Below are 15,719 nucleotides of genomic sequence, written 5' to 3' on the forward strand. Positions count from 1 at the left end.
CCTTGTAGCGCAGCTTCCAGCCGCGTTCCGACGACACCGGCACCGCCAGATAGACTTGGTCGAACAAAGCCTGCCGGGCCACACCCTGCATCACCAGCGCCAGCGAGAAGGTCAGCTTCAGCTCCACCACCACGGGCGGCTCCTCACCCCGCCGGGCCAGCACGTCGCAATCGCCGATCTCGGCCTTGACCTCATAGCCCTGCGCCTCCAGATGCGCCTTCACCGGCGCGTAGAGGTCCGCCTCGCGCATCAGCGCAGCTTCAGCGTCGCCAGCCCGATCAGCGCGAGGATCAGAGAGATGATCCAGAAGCGGATGACGATCTGCGGCTCGGCCCAGCCCTTCTTTTCAAAGTGATGATGGATCGGTGCCATCAGAAATACCCGTCGACCGGTGCGTTTGAAATAGGCGACCTGGATGATGACGCTCAGCGCCTCGACCACGAAAAGGCCGCCGACAATGGCCAGAACGATCTCGTGCTTCGTGGCAACCGCGATCGCACCCAGCGCGCCACCAAGTGCCAGCGACCCGGTATCACCCATGAAGACCGCCGCCGGCGGCGCATTGTACCAGAGGAACCCCAGCCCGCCACCGATGAGGGCTGCGGTGAAGATCAGGATCTCGCCCGTGCCCGGCACGTAGTGGACACCGAGATATTCGGTAAAGTCGGTTCGGCCGACCGCATAGGCGATGACGCCCAGCGTCGCCGCCGCGATCATAACCGGCATCACCGCCAGCCCGTCCAGCCCGTCGGTCAGGTTCACCGCATTGGCGGCCCCGACGATGACGATCATCGCGAAAGGCACGAAGAAGTACCCGAGGTTCAAGAGCGCGTCCTTGAAGACCGGGAAGGCCAGTTGATTGGTCAGATTGGCCGGATGAACATAGGCCGCCATCCAGCCTGCGAAAGCGGCGATGACAAGCCCCAGCAAAAGCCGCATCCGCGATGACACGCCCTTGGTGTTCTGCTTTGTGACCTTGGCGTAATCGTCGGCAAAACCGATCAGACCGTAGGCATAGGTCACGAAAAGCACGATCCAGATGTAGGGATTGTCGAGCCGCGCCCAGAGCAGTGTCGAGACGAGAATCGCCGAAAGGATCAGCAAGCCCCCCATCGTCGGCGTCCCCGCCTTGGAAAAGTGGCTTTGCGGTCCGTCATCGCGAATGGGCTGACCCTTTTTCTGTTTTCGGCGCAGGAAGTTGATCAGCGGCTGACCGAAGAGAAACCCGAAAATGAGTGCGGTGAAGAACGCCGCCCCGGCGCGGAAGGTGATGTAGCGGAAGAGGTTGAAGACATCGCCGCCTTCGGCCAGTCCGGAAAGCCAGTACAGCATCTATTCAGTCCCCCGCGCGTCGCCTGCCCCCGGTTGCCCGAGCTTTCTGAGTGCGTCAACCACAAGGCTGACCTTCGATCCTTTGGAGCCCTTGACCAGCACCACGTCACCGGCATCGGCCAAATGATGGGCGCGGTCGGCCAGTTCCTCGGCCCGGCCAAACCATTCGCCGCGCTGGCGTTCGGGCAGCTTGTGCCACAGGGCCTGCATGCGTGGCCCGACGCAATGGACCAGGTGAAACTGCGCCATCGCCGGATGTTCGGCCACCGCTTCATGCAGCGCGCCCTCATCGGGGCCAAGCTCCAGCATATCGCCCAGAACCGCGATGCGGCGACCTTCGAGGATGCGGCCGATCCCGTCGCGGGGCTCGGTGACGCCCAGAACTTCAAGCGCTGCCGCCATCGAGGCCGGATTGGCGTTGAAGGCGTCATCGATCAGATCGAAGCTCAGCGCCTCATCGACGATATCGAGGTAGATGCGTTCCCGCTGCCCCCGGCCCGCGGGCGGGCGCCACTGACCGATATCGCAGGCAGCGACCGCAGGGTCGGCGCCCACCGCATCGGCGACCGCCAGAACGCCCAGCGCATTGGCGGCGAAATGGCGTCCGGCGGTCTGGACCTTGAAGAGAACCGGTTCACCCGCCCTTGTGGCGCGCACGATGGTCGTATCCTGCGCCAGTTTGGCCTCGTCCAGCCGGTAGTCGCTGTCCTGTGCCGGGCCGAAACGGATCACACGTGCAGCCTTGGCGGCGGCGTCGGCAAGGATCGGGGTCACGTCGAGACCGGTTGGAATGACTGCGATGCCATCCGGTTCCAGCCCTTCGAAGACGGCGCCCTTTTCGCGGGCGATGCCTTCGATATTTTCGAAGGCCTCAAGGTGCGCGGCTGCAATCGTCGTGATCATGGCCACGTGGGGCCGGGCCAGACGGGCAAGCGGGGCAATCTCTCCGGGATGGTTCATGCCGATCTCGATCACCGCGAAATCGGCATCCTGCGGCAGGCGCGCCAGCGTGATCGGCACGCCCCAGTGGTTGTTGAAGCTCGCCTCGGCGGCATGGACGCTGCCCTGCCCAGCCAGTACGGCGCGCAGCATTTCTTTGGTGGAGGTCTTGCCCACGGACCCGGTAACGGCGATCACGCGTGCCCGCGTCCGTGCCCGCCCCGCCGCACCAAGCGCGGTGAGTGCGGCCAGAACGTCCGGCACGATCAGCAGGGAATCGGTGTCGGTGCACCCTTCGGGAATGCGGGACACCAAAGCACCTGCCGCGCCTTTCTTCAGCGCATCGGCCACGAAGTCATGACCGTCGCGCACATCCTTCAGCGCAACGAACAGATCACCCGGCTGGATCGAGCGTGTGTCGATGGAGATGCCCATGGCCTCAAACGCCTGTGTCGCCCGGCCGCCGGTTGCCGCCTCGGCCTCGGCCGATGTCCAGAGCACGCCCATCAGATACGACCCTCAAGCGCCGCAACGGCGACCGAGGCCTGTTCGGCATCGTCAAAAGGATAGACATCATTGCCGACGATCTGACCCGTCTCATGCCCTTTGCCGGCGATCAGCAGCGCGTCGCCCGGTTGCAGCGCATCGACGCCGCGCAGGATCGCCTCGGCCCGGTCGGCGATCTCGGTCGCCTCAGGGCAACCCGCCATCACCTCGGCGCGGATCGCGGCGGGGTCCTCGGTGCGGGGATTGTCGTCGGTGACGATGACCACATCGGCGAAGGCCGCCGCCGCCTCGCCCATCAAGGGACGTTTCAGCCGGTCGCGATCCCCGCCCGCACCGAACACAGTGACGATGCGGCCCATGACATGGGGGCGCAAAGATTGCAGGGCCGAAGCCAGCGCGCCGGGCTTGTGGGAATAGTCGACAAAAACCGTCGCGCCGTTGTCGCGCTTGGCGGCAAGCTCCATCCGTCCACGTACGGTGACAAGGCCGGGAAGCGTACCAAAGACCGCCTCGGGCTCCTCTCCCGCGGCCATGACAAGGCCAGCGGCGGCCAGCACGTTTTCGGCCTGAAAGCCACCGATCAGGGCAAGACGCACCAGATGCGGCTTGCCGTCGAAGGTAAAGCGCAGGTCCTGGCCCGTCGCGTCGAAACGCTGCGAGGTGATGCAGAGGTCGGCCACTGGGTTGCGGCCAATCGACAGAAGGCGTTGCCCCCGATTGCGCGCAATCTCCAGCATCTCGCGGCCGCGTGCATCGTCGATATTGATAACCGCCGTGCCCTCTTCCGGCAGGACACGGGCGAACAGCCCGGCCTTGGCTGCGAAATACTCATCGAAATTGGCGTGGTAATCGAGATGGTCCTGGCTGAAATTGGTGAACGCCGCTGCATCCAGCCGAACCCCGTCCAGCCGTCCCTGATCGAGCCCGTGTGACGAGGCCTCCATCGCCGCATGGGTGACACCCGCATCGGTCATGTCGCGCAACACGCGGTGCAAAGTGATCGGTTCCGGCGTCGTGTGGGCCAGGGGTGCCGTGAAATCACCCATCACCCCCATCGTGCCAAGATTGGCGGAAACCCGCCCAAGCGCCTGCCATATCTGCCGTGCGAAGGTGGCGACCGAGGTTTTGCCCGACGTGCCGGTGACGGCCACCACGGTTTCGGGCTGGCGTTCGAACCAGAGGGCAGCGGTATAGGCCAGCGTCTGGCGCGGATCCTCGGTGACGATCAGGGCGGCATCTGACTGGGCCAGTTCGGCCTTCGCGATGCCTGCGCCCTCGCGGTCGGTCAGGATCGCACCCGCGCCCATGCGCAGGGCAAACTGAATGAATTCAGCACCATGCATGCGGCTGCCGGGAAGGGCCGCGAATAGATGCCCCTCCTTCACCTGACGGCTGTCGACAGATAAGCCGGTAATGCACGCCTCGCGCCCGCCCTGGGCGGTCAGGCCAAGTTCCCCCAGCGATTTGGTCCCGGCCATGAAATTCGTCCCCGCCACATGTCTGCCCTCAGTTGCGGACGCGTATTACCCCGGCCTCTGCCATGGGTTCAAGCTCGGGCCTTAGACCCAAGAGCGGTGCCGCGCGGCGGATGATCTCGGCCCCCACAGGCACCGCCGTCCAACCCGCCGTGCGGCGGGGTTCGGTGCCCGAAGTTTCGACCGGTTCGTCAAGCGTGACCACAAGCACGTATTTCGGATCGTTCGACGGAAAGACCGAGGCGAAAGTCGCGATGACCTTGTCCTTGTGATAGCCCTTGCCATTCGCCAGCGGCTTGTCTGCGGTGCCGGTCTTGCCGCCGACGGAATAGCCCGGCACCTCACCGAAACTCGCCGTGCCGCGTACGACGACCTGCCGCAACATGTCGCGCAGAATGGTCGAGGTTCCTTCCGAGACCAGACGCGCGCCGGTATCGACCTTGTCACGCTTCAGGATGGTCGGCGTGATCCGCGTGCCACCGTTCAGAAGCGAGGCATAGGCGGCCGCAAGGTGCAGCGGGCTGGCCGCAATGCCGTGGCCATAGGACACGGTCAGCGTCGTGATTTCAGGCCATTTCGACGGACGCAACGGCTTGCCCGTCGGTGCCTCCACGAGTTCGATCGTGGTCGGATCGAACATGCCAAGCGCCTTGAGGAATTCCTGCTGGCGCACGCCGCCGATTTCCTTCGCGATATGTGCGGTACCGATATTGGAGGATTTCACGATCACATCGGTGACCGACAACTGCGGCCCGTAATTGTGGAAATCGCGAATCTTGAACCTGCCCCAGATCATCGGCCCTTTGGTCTCGACCATCGTGGACGGGTTGACGAGCCCAAGCTCCATCGCCTGTGCCACGGTAAAGATCTTGAAGGTCGAGCCAAGTTCATAGACCCCCTGCACCGCCCGGTTGAAGAGCGGACTGTCAGAGGGATCGCCCTTCAGTAGCGGTGCGGGCCGGGTATTGGGGTCAAAATCGGGAAGCGAGGCCAGCGCCACAACCTCACCGCTATGGACATCCATCAGAACCGCCGTGGCACCCTTGGCATTCAACAGCTTCATGCCGCCATAAAGCACTTCCTCAACCGTCGACTGGATCGTCAGATCCAGCGACAAGGCCAGCGGTGCGCCGCCATTCGCCGGGTCGCGCAGCCAGCCGTCGAAGGTCTTTTCAACCCCTGCCACGCCGACAACCTCGGCCGAATGCACGCCCTCGCGCCCGAAACTCGCGCCACCAAGCACGTGGGACGCAATCGCGCCATTGGGATAAAGCCGCATCTCGCGCGGCCCGAACAATAGGCCGGGATCGCCAATCTCATGCACCAGCTGCATCTGCTCGGGCGATATTTTCTTCTTTACCCACAGGAACTTGCGCTTGCCGGTGAAATCGGCCTTCAGCCGCGTCTCATCCAGATCGGGAAAGATCGCGGCCAGTTCGGACGCCGCGCGCGCAGGATCAACCATAAGCTGCGGTTGGGCATAAAGCGAATGGGTGACAAGGTTCGTCGCCAGAATGCGCCCCTGCCGGTCGGTGATATCGGAGCGCTGCGCGATGATCGAGGCGCCGGTCGCCGCTGTCTGCGGTTCGGCCGGTTCGGTCGAGGCGAGAACCCCCATACGGGCGCCGACGGTGATGAAGGCGGCCAGAAAGGCAAGGCCGAGCAAGAGAAGCCGCCCCTCGGCCCGGACCCGCGCCTTGTCGCGCATCGCCTCATGCCGAAGCCGGATATTTTCGCGTTCGATCGCGTCGGGGTTTTCGCCCTTTTCACGGGCGGACAGGATGCGGGCAAGCGGGCGAAGCGGGGTGCGGGTCATTCATTTGCCTCCCCAAGTGCCACCGTATCGACGGGTTCGGTGATAGGCGGCAGCGCAACAGCCGGATAACGCACTTCGGACACACCGCCAAACTGGCGCGGCTCAAGCGGCAGCAGGCCGAGCCGTTCAAAGTTGATATCGGCCAGTTCGCGCAGCCGGTCCGGACGGTTGAGATAGGCCCATTCCGCCCTCAGCACGCCAAGATTTTCGCGCAACTGCCCGATTTCGCTTTGCAACTCGCGGATCTCGGCCAGTTCCGCCTGGGTGCGATAATTCTCGCGGTAGGCCCAGAAAACCAGCGTCATCACAGCGGCGGCGGTCAGAACTACGATCAGGCTGCGCATCAGTTTCGCCCTTCAAGCGCGGGTTTCGGAAGGCCGAGGGCCGAGCGGTCGACAGGACCGGCCTCAGCCTCGGTGCGGATACCCACGCGCAGCTTCGCGGATCGCGCGCGGGGGTTTTCGGCAAGTTCCTGGTCATCGGGTCCGATGGCCTTGCGGCTTTTCTGCGTGAAGGCAGGTATCACCTCGGCACGGGCGGGCGCATAGCGGCTGCCTTGCCCTTCGCCGCCCGAACGAAGCTGGAAGAAACGTTTGACGATACGATCCTCAAGCGAATGAAAGCTGACGACCGCGAGTTGCCCACCGGGTTTCAGGGCGCGCTCCGCCGCTTCCAGCCCATCGGCCAACTGCCCGAATTCATCATTCACCGCGATGCGGATCGCCTGAAAACTGCGGGTCGCCGGATGGCTTTGGCCCGGCTTCGGGCGCGGCAGGCAGCGTTCGATCACATGGACGAGTTGCAGCGTCATCTGAAAGGGTCGCGCGGCGACGATGGCGCGGGCGATCCGGCGTGAGGCGCGTTCTTCGCCGTAGTGGTAAAGGATGTCGGCGATCTCGGTCTCGGAGGCCTCGTTCACCAGATCGGCGGCACTCGGCCCGCTATCACCCATCCGCATGTCGAGCGGGCCATCCTTCTGGAAGGAAAAGCCCCGGTCCGCCTGATCGAGCTGCATCGACGACACGCCAAGGTCCAGGACCACGCCATCAACCGGCTCACCGGCCAACTGGTCCATATCGGAAAAGGTGCCCTGAACCAGCCGCAGCCGGTCGCCATAAGCGGCAGCCCAATCCTCGGCCATACGAAACACCATTGGATCGCGGTCGATGCCGATGACGCGCTCGGACCCGGCCTCCAACAGGCCGCGGGCATAACCGCCCGCACCGAACGTGCCGTCGATCCATGTGCCCGAGACGGGTGCGACCGCCTCCAGGAGCGGTCGCAACAATACCGGGATATGGGGGGTGTTTGATATGCGGGCTGCGGCAGCGGCCATCACTTATCCTTTCGGCAGGGATGGCAGGAGGCTTCTGGGGTCGAAATCCTCGGGATACTGATCGGCACGCTTGGCGCTGCGCCGTGCGGCTTTAGCCTCATAGGCCTCGGGGTTCCAGATGCGGAAATAGTCACCGGACGAGATGAAGAACGCCTCATTCGTCAGCCCGATCTTGTCGCGGTATTTCTGTGGAATGGTCAGACGGCCGTCATCGTCGATCTGCGCCTCGAAGGACTGGCCGTACATCAATTCTTCAATCATCAGACGGTCGGGCGAGCCGCGCTGCATCAGGCCGATCTGTTCATCCATCTCGTTGACGGCTTCCATCGAGAAGACGTCGAGCCAATCCTGGCTTTCAGGCCCGTAAACGATGACGATGCTGGGACGCAGACCTTCGGTCCAGTCGGGGTCAGAGGCTTCGATCACGCGGCGGAACGGCGCAGGGATGGAAACGCGACCTTTCGCGTCCACCTTAAACGTATCCGATCCTCTAAACCTGCGTGCCAATGGCCCGCGCTCCTTAACCTGTCCCCTCCCCCCGAAATCCGCCTTGGGCCCCTGAAACGACAACGGCGGATTGGGCTGCTGCCACTGCCCAATCCGCCGCCCTCGTCCCATCACTGGGTTGTCCGGCTACGCATGCCACCTGGGGGGATGTCTGCTCGCTCGCGCGCCGGATCTTTGGTTCGATGAAAGCGGGTGCCTGTATGAAACCTGACTTTCGCCTTTTGGGTCTTAGTGCCCGTCTTGGCCCGTTCTCATCGGTGTATTAGGGATGCCATGGGAATTTACGGGAAGCAAGAAAAATATTGCCGCCAATGACACCAGAAGTTGCGTGAAATCATGCCGCAACGCAACAATTTGTGGCCAAAATTGCAGGGAGACGCCCACAAATGGGCGAATCTTGAGGCAACCCCACTACATATAGACAGATATCCGGAAGCAGGAGCGCTCCCGTGAGTTCCCAAAAAAGTTCAGAACTTCCCGAGCGAGCCACCTGAGCGGGGCGCAGAACTGCGCCGCAGAGCGCTGATACACAAGGAATCACACGAATTCACGGTCAGTTGATTCGCCAGCAAAGCGCCTGACAGCCTTTGGTGCGAGCTTTCCCATAAACTCCCATAGAGCCGTCGGCGTTCCCGTGAATTCCCGGATCAGGCCATGCCGCCCGCAACCAGACGCTGCGCCAGGCTGGCATAGGCATCGGAAATCGCCCCCTCGCCCGCAGCGATCGGGGTTCCGGCATCGCCTGCCAGCCGCACGTCGAGGCTGAGGGGGATCTCTCCCAGAAACGGAACACCCAGCTTTTCGGCCTCGGCTGCCACGCCACCATGACCGAAGATATGCGCCTCAAGCCCGCAACCCGGACAGATATAGGTCGACATATTCTCAATCAGACCAAGGATCGGCGTTTTCAGCTTGCCGAACATGTCAATGGCGCGACGCGCATCCAGAAGTGCGACATCCTGCGGGGTCGAAACGATCAGCGCGCCGGTGACATGGCTTTTCTGACAAAGCGTCAGTTGCACATCGCCGGTGCCGGGCGGCAGATCGACAATCAGCACGTCCAACTCGCCCCAGGCCACCTGCCCCAGCATCTGCTGCAACGCGCCCATCAGCATCGGTCCGCGCCAGACCACGGCCTCATCCTCTTTCAGCATGAGGCCGATCGACATGAAGGTGACGCCATGGGCCTGAAGCGGAATGATCGTCTTGCCGTCGGGCGAAGCGGGGCGCTTCGACAGCCCCATCATGCGCGGCTGTGACGGGCCATAGATATCGGCATCCAAAAGCCCGACGCGACGGCCCTGCCGTGCAAGCGCCACGGCAAGGTTCGATGAAACGGTAGACTTGCCCACCCCGCCCTTGCCCGAACCGATGGCAAGGATACGGTCGACACCTGCCACCATGGCCGGGCCCGCCTGCGGCGTCGGATGGCCGCCGATCTTCAGCGATGGTGGCGCAGGCTTCGGTGCCGGGCCATGCGCGGTCAGGAGGGCCGACACCGAGGCCACGCCCGGCAGCGCCCGAACCGCCGCCTCGGCTGCCTGCCGGACCGGCTCCATCCGTTTCGCAATCTCCGGGTCCGGGGCCTCAATCACGAAGCGGATGCTGTCGCCCTCAATCGTCAGCGCCCGCACCAGATCGCGCGAGACAAGATCACCGCCATCGGGCAGCGCAAGACGGGAAAGGGCGGCAAGAACGGTGTCGCGGGTCTGGGTCATGATGTCGGTCCTTCTGGTCGCGCACAATGTGACCGCTTTCGCGGCAGGGGCAAGGGTTGCGTTGTCGCATCGCCGGGATGACCCGTAACTTACCGCAAGGGAAGGTAAAATCCCCGTGATGGGCTATGCAATTGCTGCATGGCAGCATTGATCGCGCCAGGTATTGTGCGGGCGCAGCATGAGGTCCATGTTATCCCCAACGGCGCCACAGACGGTGCCAATGATCCGAAAGATGAGGCAAGAAAAATGGCATATTCAACTGTTACCCGTGGCGTCCATATCGGTCTCGCCGACCGCATCGCCGCTTTCTTCACCGCGCTTCGCGACAGCCGTCAGCGTTACCGCATGTACCGCCAGACCGTGCTGGAACTGTCGGTGCTGAGCGACCGCGAACTGCACGATCTCGGCCTGCACCGCTCCTCGATCGATGCGGTCGCGCTGGAAGCGGCTTACGGCAAGTAAGGTTTTTTCCGCGGGCCCACCTCCTCCCGGGCTTCGTGGATCATGCGGCGGCTCCTCCTCCCTGAAGCCGCCGCAAAGATCGGACCCTAAAGGTCCCTGACGATGCGCCGCCCCCTCCTCCTCCCTGGGGCTGGCGATGTGAAATGCGGCGGTGGCTTCCTCCTCCCTGCCACCGCCGCATCTTCACCCTGATCCGGTTGTCCCTCCTCCTCCCGGGATGGCCGGGATGAAGACGGGCGGCGCCCCTCCCTCCTCCCTGAGGCGCCGCCCGCCTTCTTCCAGATTACGACGATCCCTTCTCTCCCCCCGGGATCGTGGTTGCGACTGGCGGTGCCTTCGGGCGCCGCCTTTTTCGTTTTCGAAGATCTGTCAGACGGAGGCCCGCAAGCGGGCCATTTCCCCTATCTCGCCTCCGCGCTTGCGCGCTCCGGCTCGGATGCGCTCCGCGCGGGGGTACTTCCGGCAATGAAGAATCAGAACGGGATGTCGTCCGCCGCGTCGGCGCTGACGATAAAACTCGCCACAACATGTTTGGTGCCCGCCTTGTCGAAAGCGACCTCCAGCTTGTCGCCCTCGATCCCCTCGACGATTCCGTATCCGAATTTCTGGTGGAAAACCCGGTCGCCTTCGGTAAAGGCCGAAACCGCGTCAAGATCGATCACCACACCCCGCGCCTCGCGGGGCTGGCTGACCGGGCGGGTCTGGCTGCGCTCGGTCATGCGTTTCCAGCCCGGCGAGTTGTAGACATCGGCCCGCGCGGCGCGATCCTCGATCCCGGCCGACATGGAAGCGGCACCGTAGCCGCCGCCATAGAGGCCCGGCGGGGTCAGCACCTCGACATGTCTAGCTGGCAATTCGTCGATGAAGCGCGAGGGCATCTGGCTTTGCCATTGCCCATAGACGCGCCGGTTGCCGGCAAAGGAAATGGTGCAGAGTTCCTCGGCCCGGGTGATGCCGACATAACCAAGTCGGCGTTCCTCTTCGAGGCCCTTGAGCCCGCTTTCATCCATCGAGCGCTGTGAGGGGAACAGACCGTCCTCCCATCCCGGCAGGAAAACCACTGGAAATTCCAGCCCCTTCGCCGCGTGAAGGGTCATGATGGTGATCTTCTCCTCGGCATCCTCACTGTCATTATCCATGATCAGTGAGACATGTTCGAGAAAGCCTTGCAGGTTGTCGAAACTTTCCAGCGCCTTGACGAGTTCCTTGAGGTTTTCCAGCCGCCCCGGTGCTTCGGGCGTCTTGTCGTTCTGCCACATCGCCGTATAGCCGCTTTCGTCCAGGATCGTCTCGGCCAGCCGGACGTGATCATAGTCGGCGGCAAGTGTCGCGCGGTGCCAGCGGTCGATATTCTCAACAAAGGCGCGAAGCTGCGCGCCGCCCTTGCCGCCGATCTGGCCCGAGGCCACACAGTAGCGCGCGCCTTCCAGAAGGCTGACCCCATCCTCGCGCGCCTGTCGCTGGATCGTCTGCTGCGCCTTGTCGCCTAGCCCGCGTTTGGGGGTGTTGACCACGCGCTCAAAGGCCAGATCATCATCAGGCGACACAGCCAACCGGAAATAGGCCATCGCATCGCGAATCTCGAGCCGCTCATAGAAGCGCGGGCCGCCGATGACGCGGTAAGGCAGGCCGATGGTCAGGAACCGGTCCTCGAAGGCACGCATCTGGTGGCTGGCGCGGACAAGGATCGCCTGCGCATCAAGGCTGACGGGATCGCGCCCGCGTGTGCCGCGCTGCAGTGCCTCGGCCTCCTCGCCGATCCAGCGCGCCTCTTCCTCACCGTCCCAATGGCCGATGAGACGCACCTTGTCACCGCCCTTTGCCTCGGTCCACAAGGTCTTGCCCAACCGCCCGGCATTCGTCGCGATCAGGCCCGAGGCGGCGGCAAGGATATGTTCGGTCGAGCGGTAGTTCTGTTCGAGCCGGATCACGGTCGCGCCGGGGAAGTCCGTTTCGAACCGCAGGATGTTGCCGACCTCGGCCCCGCGCCAGCCATAGATCGACTGATCGTCATCGCCGACGCAGCAGATGTTCTTGTGCTTCGCCGCAAGGAGACGCAGCCAGAGATACTGGGCGACGTTGGTATCCTGATATTCGTCGACAAGGATGTAGCGGAACCAGCGCTGATATTGTTCCAAGATGTCGGAATGGTTTTGCAGGATGGTGACGACATGCAGCAGCAGATCGCCGAAATCGCAGGCATTCAGCGTCAGGAGCCGCGCCTGATAGGCGGCATAAAGCTCCGTCCCCATATTGTTAAAGGCCGAGGCCTCAGAGGACGGCACCTGTTCCGGCCCCCAGGCGCGGTTCTTCCAGTTGTCGATCAGGCCCGCGAGCTGCCGTGCGGGCCAACGCTTTTCGTCGATATTGGCCGCCGCGATCAGTTGTTTCATCAGCCGGATCTGATCGTCGGTATCGAGGATAGTGAAGTTCGACTTCAGTCCGACCAGTTCCGCGTGCCGCCGAAGGATCTTCACGGAAAGCGAATGGAACGTTCCCATCCATTTTATCGGCGCTTTAAGACTGAACGGCGTGTGCTCCAGCCGCACCTTCATTTCGCGTGCGGCCTTGTTCGTGAACGTCACCGCCAAAATCTCATCGGACCGTGCGCGGCCAAGCGTCACAAGATTTGCAACCCGGGCCATGAGCGCGCGGGTCTTGCCCGTCCCGGCACCTGCCAGCATCAGGACAGGACCGTCCAGCGTCTCGACCGCCTGCCGTTGCGCGGGGTTCAGCCCGTCAAGATAGGCGGCGGGGCGCGCGGCCATGGCGCGGGCGGACAGAGATGCGCCCTCAAAGGCGTCGGTATCGTCGAAACTGCTCATGAGTGGCAATCTAGCCGCATCGGGACATGAATAAAAGAGAAGTTCACACTCTGTTCCAACTCTGACACTGGACTTTTTGCGCGCTGCCCGGAACAACTCCGCGATGGACCTGCATCAGCGCTACCCCGCGATATCCGACCTGAAGGCCCGCGCAAAGGGCCGCATCCCGCATTTCGTCTGGGAATATCTCGACAGCGCCACCGGTGTCGAAGCGACGCTGCGCCGCAACCGGACGAAGCTGGACGAGGTATTGCTGCGTCCTTCAATCCTGCATGGTGAATTCACGCCCGATCTCACGACCAAGCTTTTCGGGCAGGATTTCCCCCTGCCCTTCGGCATCTCTCCGGTCGGCATGTCAGGGCTGATCTGGCCCGATGCCGAGCGCTTGCTGGCGGCAGCGGCGGGCAAGGCGGGGCTACCCTATTCGATCTCGACCGTTGCCAGCCAGACGCCGGAATTCGTGGCCCCAGTCCTTGGGGAGCACGGCTGGTTCCAGATGTACCCGCCGCGCGATCCAAAGATTCGCGCCGATATGTTGAAGCGGGCGAAGGAGGCGGGATTCAATGCCCTGATCCTGACCGTCGACGTCCCCGTGGCGAGCCGCCGCGAACGCCAGACCCGTTCGGGTCTGACCCAGCCGCCGAAACTGACGCCGCGCCTGATGGCACAGGTGGCGATGCGGCCCGAATGGGCGCTGGGAACACTGCGCATGGGCATGCCGCGCATGCGGCTGATGGATGGCTATGCCGAAAACACGGTCAGCCTGTCGTCCACCGCCCATATCGGCTATCTGCTGCGCACCTCGCCTGACTGGGGCTACGTCAAGGCGCTCCGCGATGCGTGGGAGGGGCCCTTGATCGTCAAGGGTGTCCTGCGTCCCGACGATGCGGCGCGTTTGCAGGATGAGGGCGTCGACGCGATCTGGGTGTCGAACCATGCGGGCCGTCAGTTCGATGCGGCCCCCGCGACAATCGAGGCACTGCCGCTGATCCGTGCGGCGACCACCCTGCCGGTGATCTTCGACAGTGGCATCGAAGGCGGGCTTGATATTCTTCGCGCCATCGCGCTTGGCGCTGATTTTGTCATGCTGGGCCGGGCCTGGCATTATGCGCTGGGTGCCCTCGGGGCGGACGGTCCCGCCCATCTGATCGATATCCTTGCCAAGGATATGACCGCGAATATGGGGCAACTGGGGGCAAAGGGGCTTGCCGACCTGCCGGGCACACTGATGACCGGTGCCTGACGCGTCCCGTCAGGCCATCGCCCCTTCCCGCCGCATTTCGAGCAGATAGACCGGGAAATCGCAAGCCGGGGACGCGGCCGGGATCTGGCCCAGCAATTCATCGACAAAGCCGCGATGATAACTGGTGTGATTGGCGACATGCGCGACGATCTCGGCCCGGGTCATCCGCCCGGTGCCCCCGCCGATGAAGTCAAAGGTGATCGCCTCTTCTAGTGCGGCCTCGCTCAGCGCGTCCACATGATCGATCCACCAGCGGTCCATGGCCCGGACCATATCCCAAAGCTCCGGCAGCGCGGGCGCCATGTCGCCACGCCGGTCGGCATGGCCGTGCTTCTGGCCCAGAAGATGCGCCTTGAAGATATCGTCAACGACATAGGTGTGCTGCAAGGTCAGCAGGATCGACCCGAAAAACGTCTCGCGCGGCCCGGAAATCTCGGTGTCCGGCAAGGTCAGCATGAAGCCGAAGGATCGCTCATTGGCCCAGGCCTTTTAGCGCATCAGCCGCTGCGAAAGGCCCATTTCGTTCGAATAAGTTAAATCTGCGGTTTGTATTTCTATCCCTAACAAACAGCCGCTCCGGCAGGTCCGGCACCCAGCTCCGCCCATCCAATCCGGTCAGCATAGGCGGGTGAAACCGCGCCCCCCGCGTCGGAAAGCGACCAATATCAGCCGAAAAAGACGTTTGTTCACACGCGGTTCCGCGACTGGCCCGGCAGTCGTCTTGCCTGGCCGCGTGCATTTCGTCGTTTTCGGCGAAAATGCTTCGTAATCACGTCACAACGCCGCCAGATCGGCGATATGCAGTGCGAAATGTTACAGAATCCTTACGGATCGTCCGTTTGGGGGCTTGTGCCGCAGCGCAGCATCCCTAATGTTCGCGCCACGCCAAAAATTGGGGAGGAACCGATGACCGAGTTCAAGAAAATCCTTGTCGCCAACCGGGGTGAGATTGCGATCCGCGTGATGCGGGCCGCGACCGAGCTCGGCAAACGCACCGTCGCGGTCTATGCCGAGGAAGACAAGCTTTCGCTCCACCGGTTCAAGGCCGATGAAGCCTACCGCATCGGTGAGGGCATGGGGCCGGTCGCGGCATATCTTTCCATCCCCGAGATCATCCGCGTCGCCAAGGAATGCGGTGCCGATGCGATCCATCCGGGCTACGGGCTCCTCTCCGAAAACCCCGATTTTGTCGAGGCCTGTGCCGCAAGCGGCATTACCTTTATCGGCCCCAAGGCCGAAACCATGCGCGCCCTTGGGGACAAGGCCAGTGCACGGCGCGTGGCGATCACCGCAGGCGTGCCGGTCATCCCGGCGACCGAGGTCCTGGGCGACGATTTCGACGCGATCAAGAAAGAGGCGGCCGAAATCGGCTACCCCCTGATGCTGAAAGCCTCCTGGGGCGGCGGCGGGCGCGGCATGCGCCCCATCACCAAGCCCGAGGAACTGGTCGAGAAAGTCCGCGAGGGACGGCGAGAGGCCGAAGCCGCCTTCGGCAATGGCGAGGGTTTCCTCGAAAAGATGATCCTGCGCGCCCGCCATGTGGAGGTGCAGATTCTCGG

12 protein-coding genes and 2 pseudogenes are annotated in these 15,719 nt (G+C 63.2%); 3 read left to right on the top strand and 11 right to left on the bottom strand.

The window, feature by feature from the left end; all coding sequences use genetic code 11:
* The 9 genes and pseudogenes from WBB85_RS10210 to WBB85_RS10250 all read right to left on the bottom strand — a co-directional run.
* Positions 1-250 (bottom strand): annotated as a pseudogene (locus WBB85_RS10210) (hypothetical protein); the annotation flags it as partial.
* Positions 250-1,332: a phospho-N-acetylmuramoyl-pentapeptide-transferase gene (gene mraY / locus WBB85_RS10215; RefSeq protein WP_432638512.1), complete on the bottom strand. Its 1,083-nt coding sequence runs from the start codon at positions 1,330-1,332 to the stop codon at positions 250-252. The gene mraY and the pseudogene WBB85_RS10210, both read right to left, overlap by 1 nt.
* Positions 1,333-2,778, bottom strand: coding sequence for a UDP-N-acetylmuramoyl-tripeptide--D-alanyl-D-alanine ligase (locus WBB85_RS10220; protein WP_432638513.1), 1,446 nt, complete (start codon positions 2,776-2,778; stop codon positions 1,333-1,335).
* Positions 2,778-4,256 carry a UDP-N-acetylmuramoyl-L-alanyl-D-glutamate--2,6-diaminopimelate ligase gene (locus WBB85_RS10225; protein WP_432638514.1) on the bottom strand — a complete coding sequence of 493 codons (1,479 nt, stop codon included), beginning with the start codon at positions 4,254-4,256 and terminating at the stop codon, positions 2,778-2,780. Before WBB85_RS10225 ends, WBB85_RS10220 begins: the two co-directional genes overlap by 1 nt.
* A 28-nt stretch (positions 4,257-4,284) precedes the next feature.
* On the bottom strand, positions 4,285-6,069 hold the full coding sequence (locus WBB85_RS10230; RefSeq protein ID WP_432638515.1) for a peptidoglycan D,D-transpeptidase FtsI family protein: 1,785 nt from the start codon (positions 6,067-6,069) through the stop codon (positions 4,285-4,287).
* Positions 6,066-6,413 carry a cell division protein FtsL gene (gene ftsL, locus WBB85_RS10235; RefSeq protein ID WP_432638516.1) on the bottom strand — a complete coding sequence of 116 codons (348 nt, stop codon included), beginning with the start codon at positions 6,411-6,413 and terminating at the stop codon, positions 6,066-6,068. The genes WBB85_RS10230 and ftsL overlap by 4 nt, the downstream gene beginning before the upstream one ends.
* Positions 6,413-7,405 (bottom strand): 16S rRNA (cytosine(1402)-N(4))-methyltransferase RsmH, encoded by a 993-nt coding sequence (gene rsmH / locus WBB85_RS10240; protein ID WP_432638517.1) that lies wholly within the window; start codon positions 7,403-7,405, stop codon positions 6,413-6,415. Before rsmH ends, ftsL begins: the two co-directional genes overlap by 1 nt.
* A 3-nt stretch (positions 7,406-7,408) precedes the next feature.
* A complete protein-coding gene (gene mraZ, locus WBB85_RS10245) occupies positions 7,409-7,975 on the bottom strand; it encodes a division/cell wall cluster transcriptional repressor MraZ (RefSeq protein ID WP_432638523.1) in 567 nt (188 codons plus the stop codon).
* Between the two features lie 584 nt (positions 7,976-8,559).
* Entirely contained in the window at positions 8,560-9,630 is a 1,071-nt protein-coding gene (locus WBB85_RS10250) for an Mrp/NBP35 family ATP-binding protein (protein ID WP_432638518.1), read from the bottom strand.
* 246 nt (positions 9,631-9,876) lie between these two features.
* Between WBB85_RS10250 and WBB85_RS10255 the strand changes: the two genes are divergently transcribed.
* Entirely contained in the window at positions 9,877-10,092 is a 216-nt protein-coding gene (locus WBB85_RS10255) for a DUF1127 domain-containing protein (protein ID WP_432638519.1), read from the top strand.
* 473 nt (positions 10,093-10,565) lie between these two features.
* On the opposite strand, the gene WBB85_RS10260 is transcribed toward WBB85_RS10255, so the two are convergent.
* Entirely contained in the window at positions 10,566-12,917 is a 2,352-nt protein-coding gene (locus WBB85_RS10260; RefSeq protein WP_432638520.1) for an ATP-dependent helicase, read from the bottom strand.
* Between the two features lie 103 nt (positions 12,918-13,020).
* Here WBB85_RS10260 and WBB85_RS10265 point away from each other — a divergent pair, with 103 nt between their 5' ends.
* The gene (locus WBB85_RS10265) at positions 13,021-14,160 is read left to right on the top strand and encodes an alpha-hydroxy acid oxidase (RefSeq protein ID WP_432638521.1); all 1,140 of its coding nucleotides are present in this window, start codon (positions 13,021-13,023) and stop codon (positions 14,158-14,160) included.
* 9 nt (positions 14,161-14,169) lie between these two features.
* Here the strand turns inward: WBB85_RS10265 and WBB85_RS10270 are convergent.
* Positions 14,170-14,634 (bottom strand): annotated as a pseudogene (locus WBB85_RS10270) (DinB family protein); the annotation flags it as partial.
* A 432-nt stretch (positions 14,635-15,066) separates the two neighbouring features.
* Here WBB85_RS10270 and WBB85_RS10275 point away from each other — a divergent pair.
* On the top strand, positions 15,067-15,719 hold a 653-nt coding region (locus WBB85_RS10275), incomplete at its 3' end, for a biotin carboxylase N-terminal domain-containing protein (protein WP_432638522.1).

The organism is Albidovulum sp. (assembly GCF_049646345.1).
Taxonomy (GTDB): Bacteria; Pseudomonadota; Alphaproteobacteria; order Rhodobacterales; family Rhodobacteraceae; genus Albidovulum.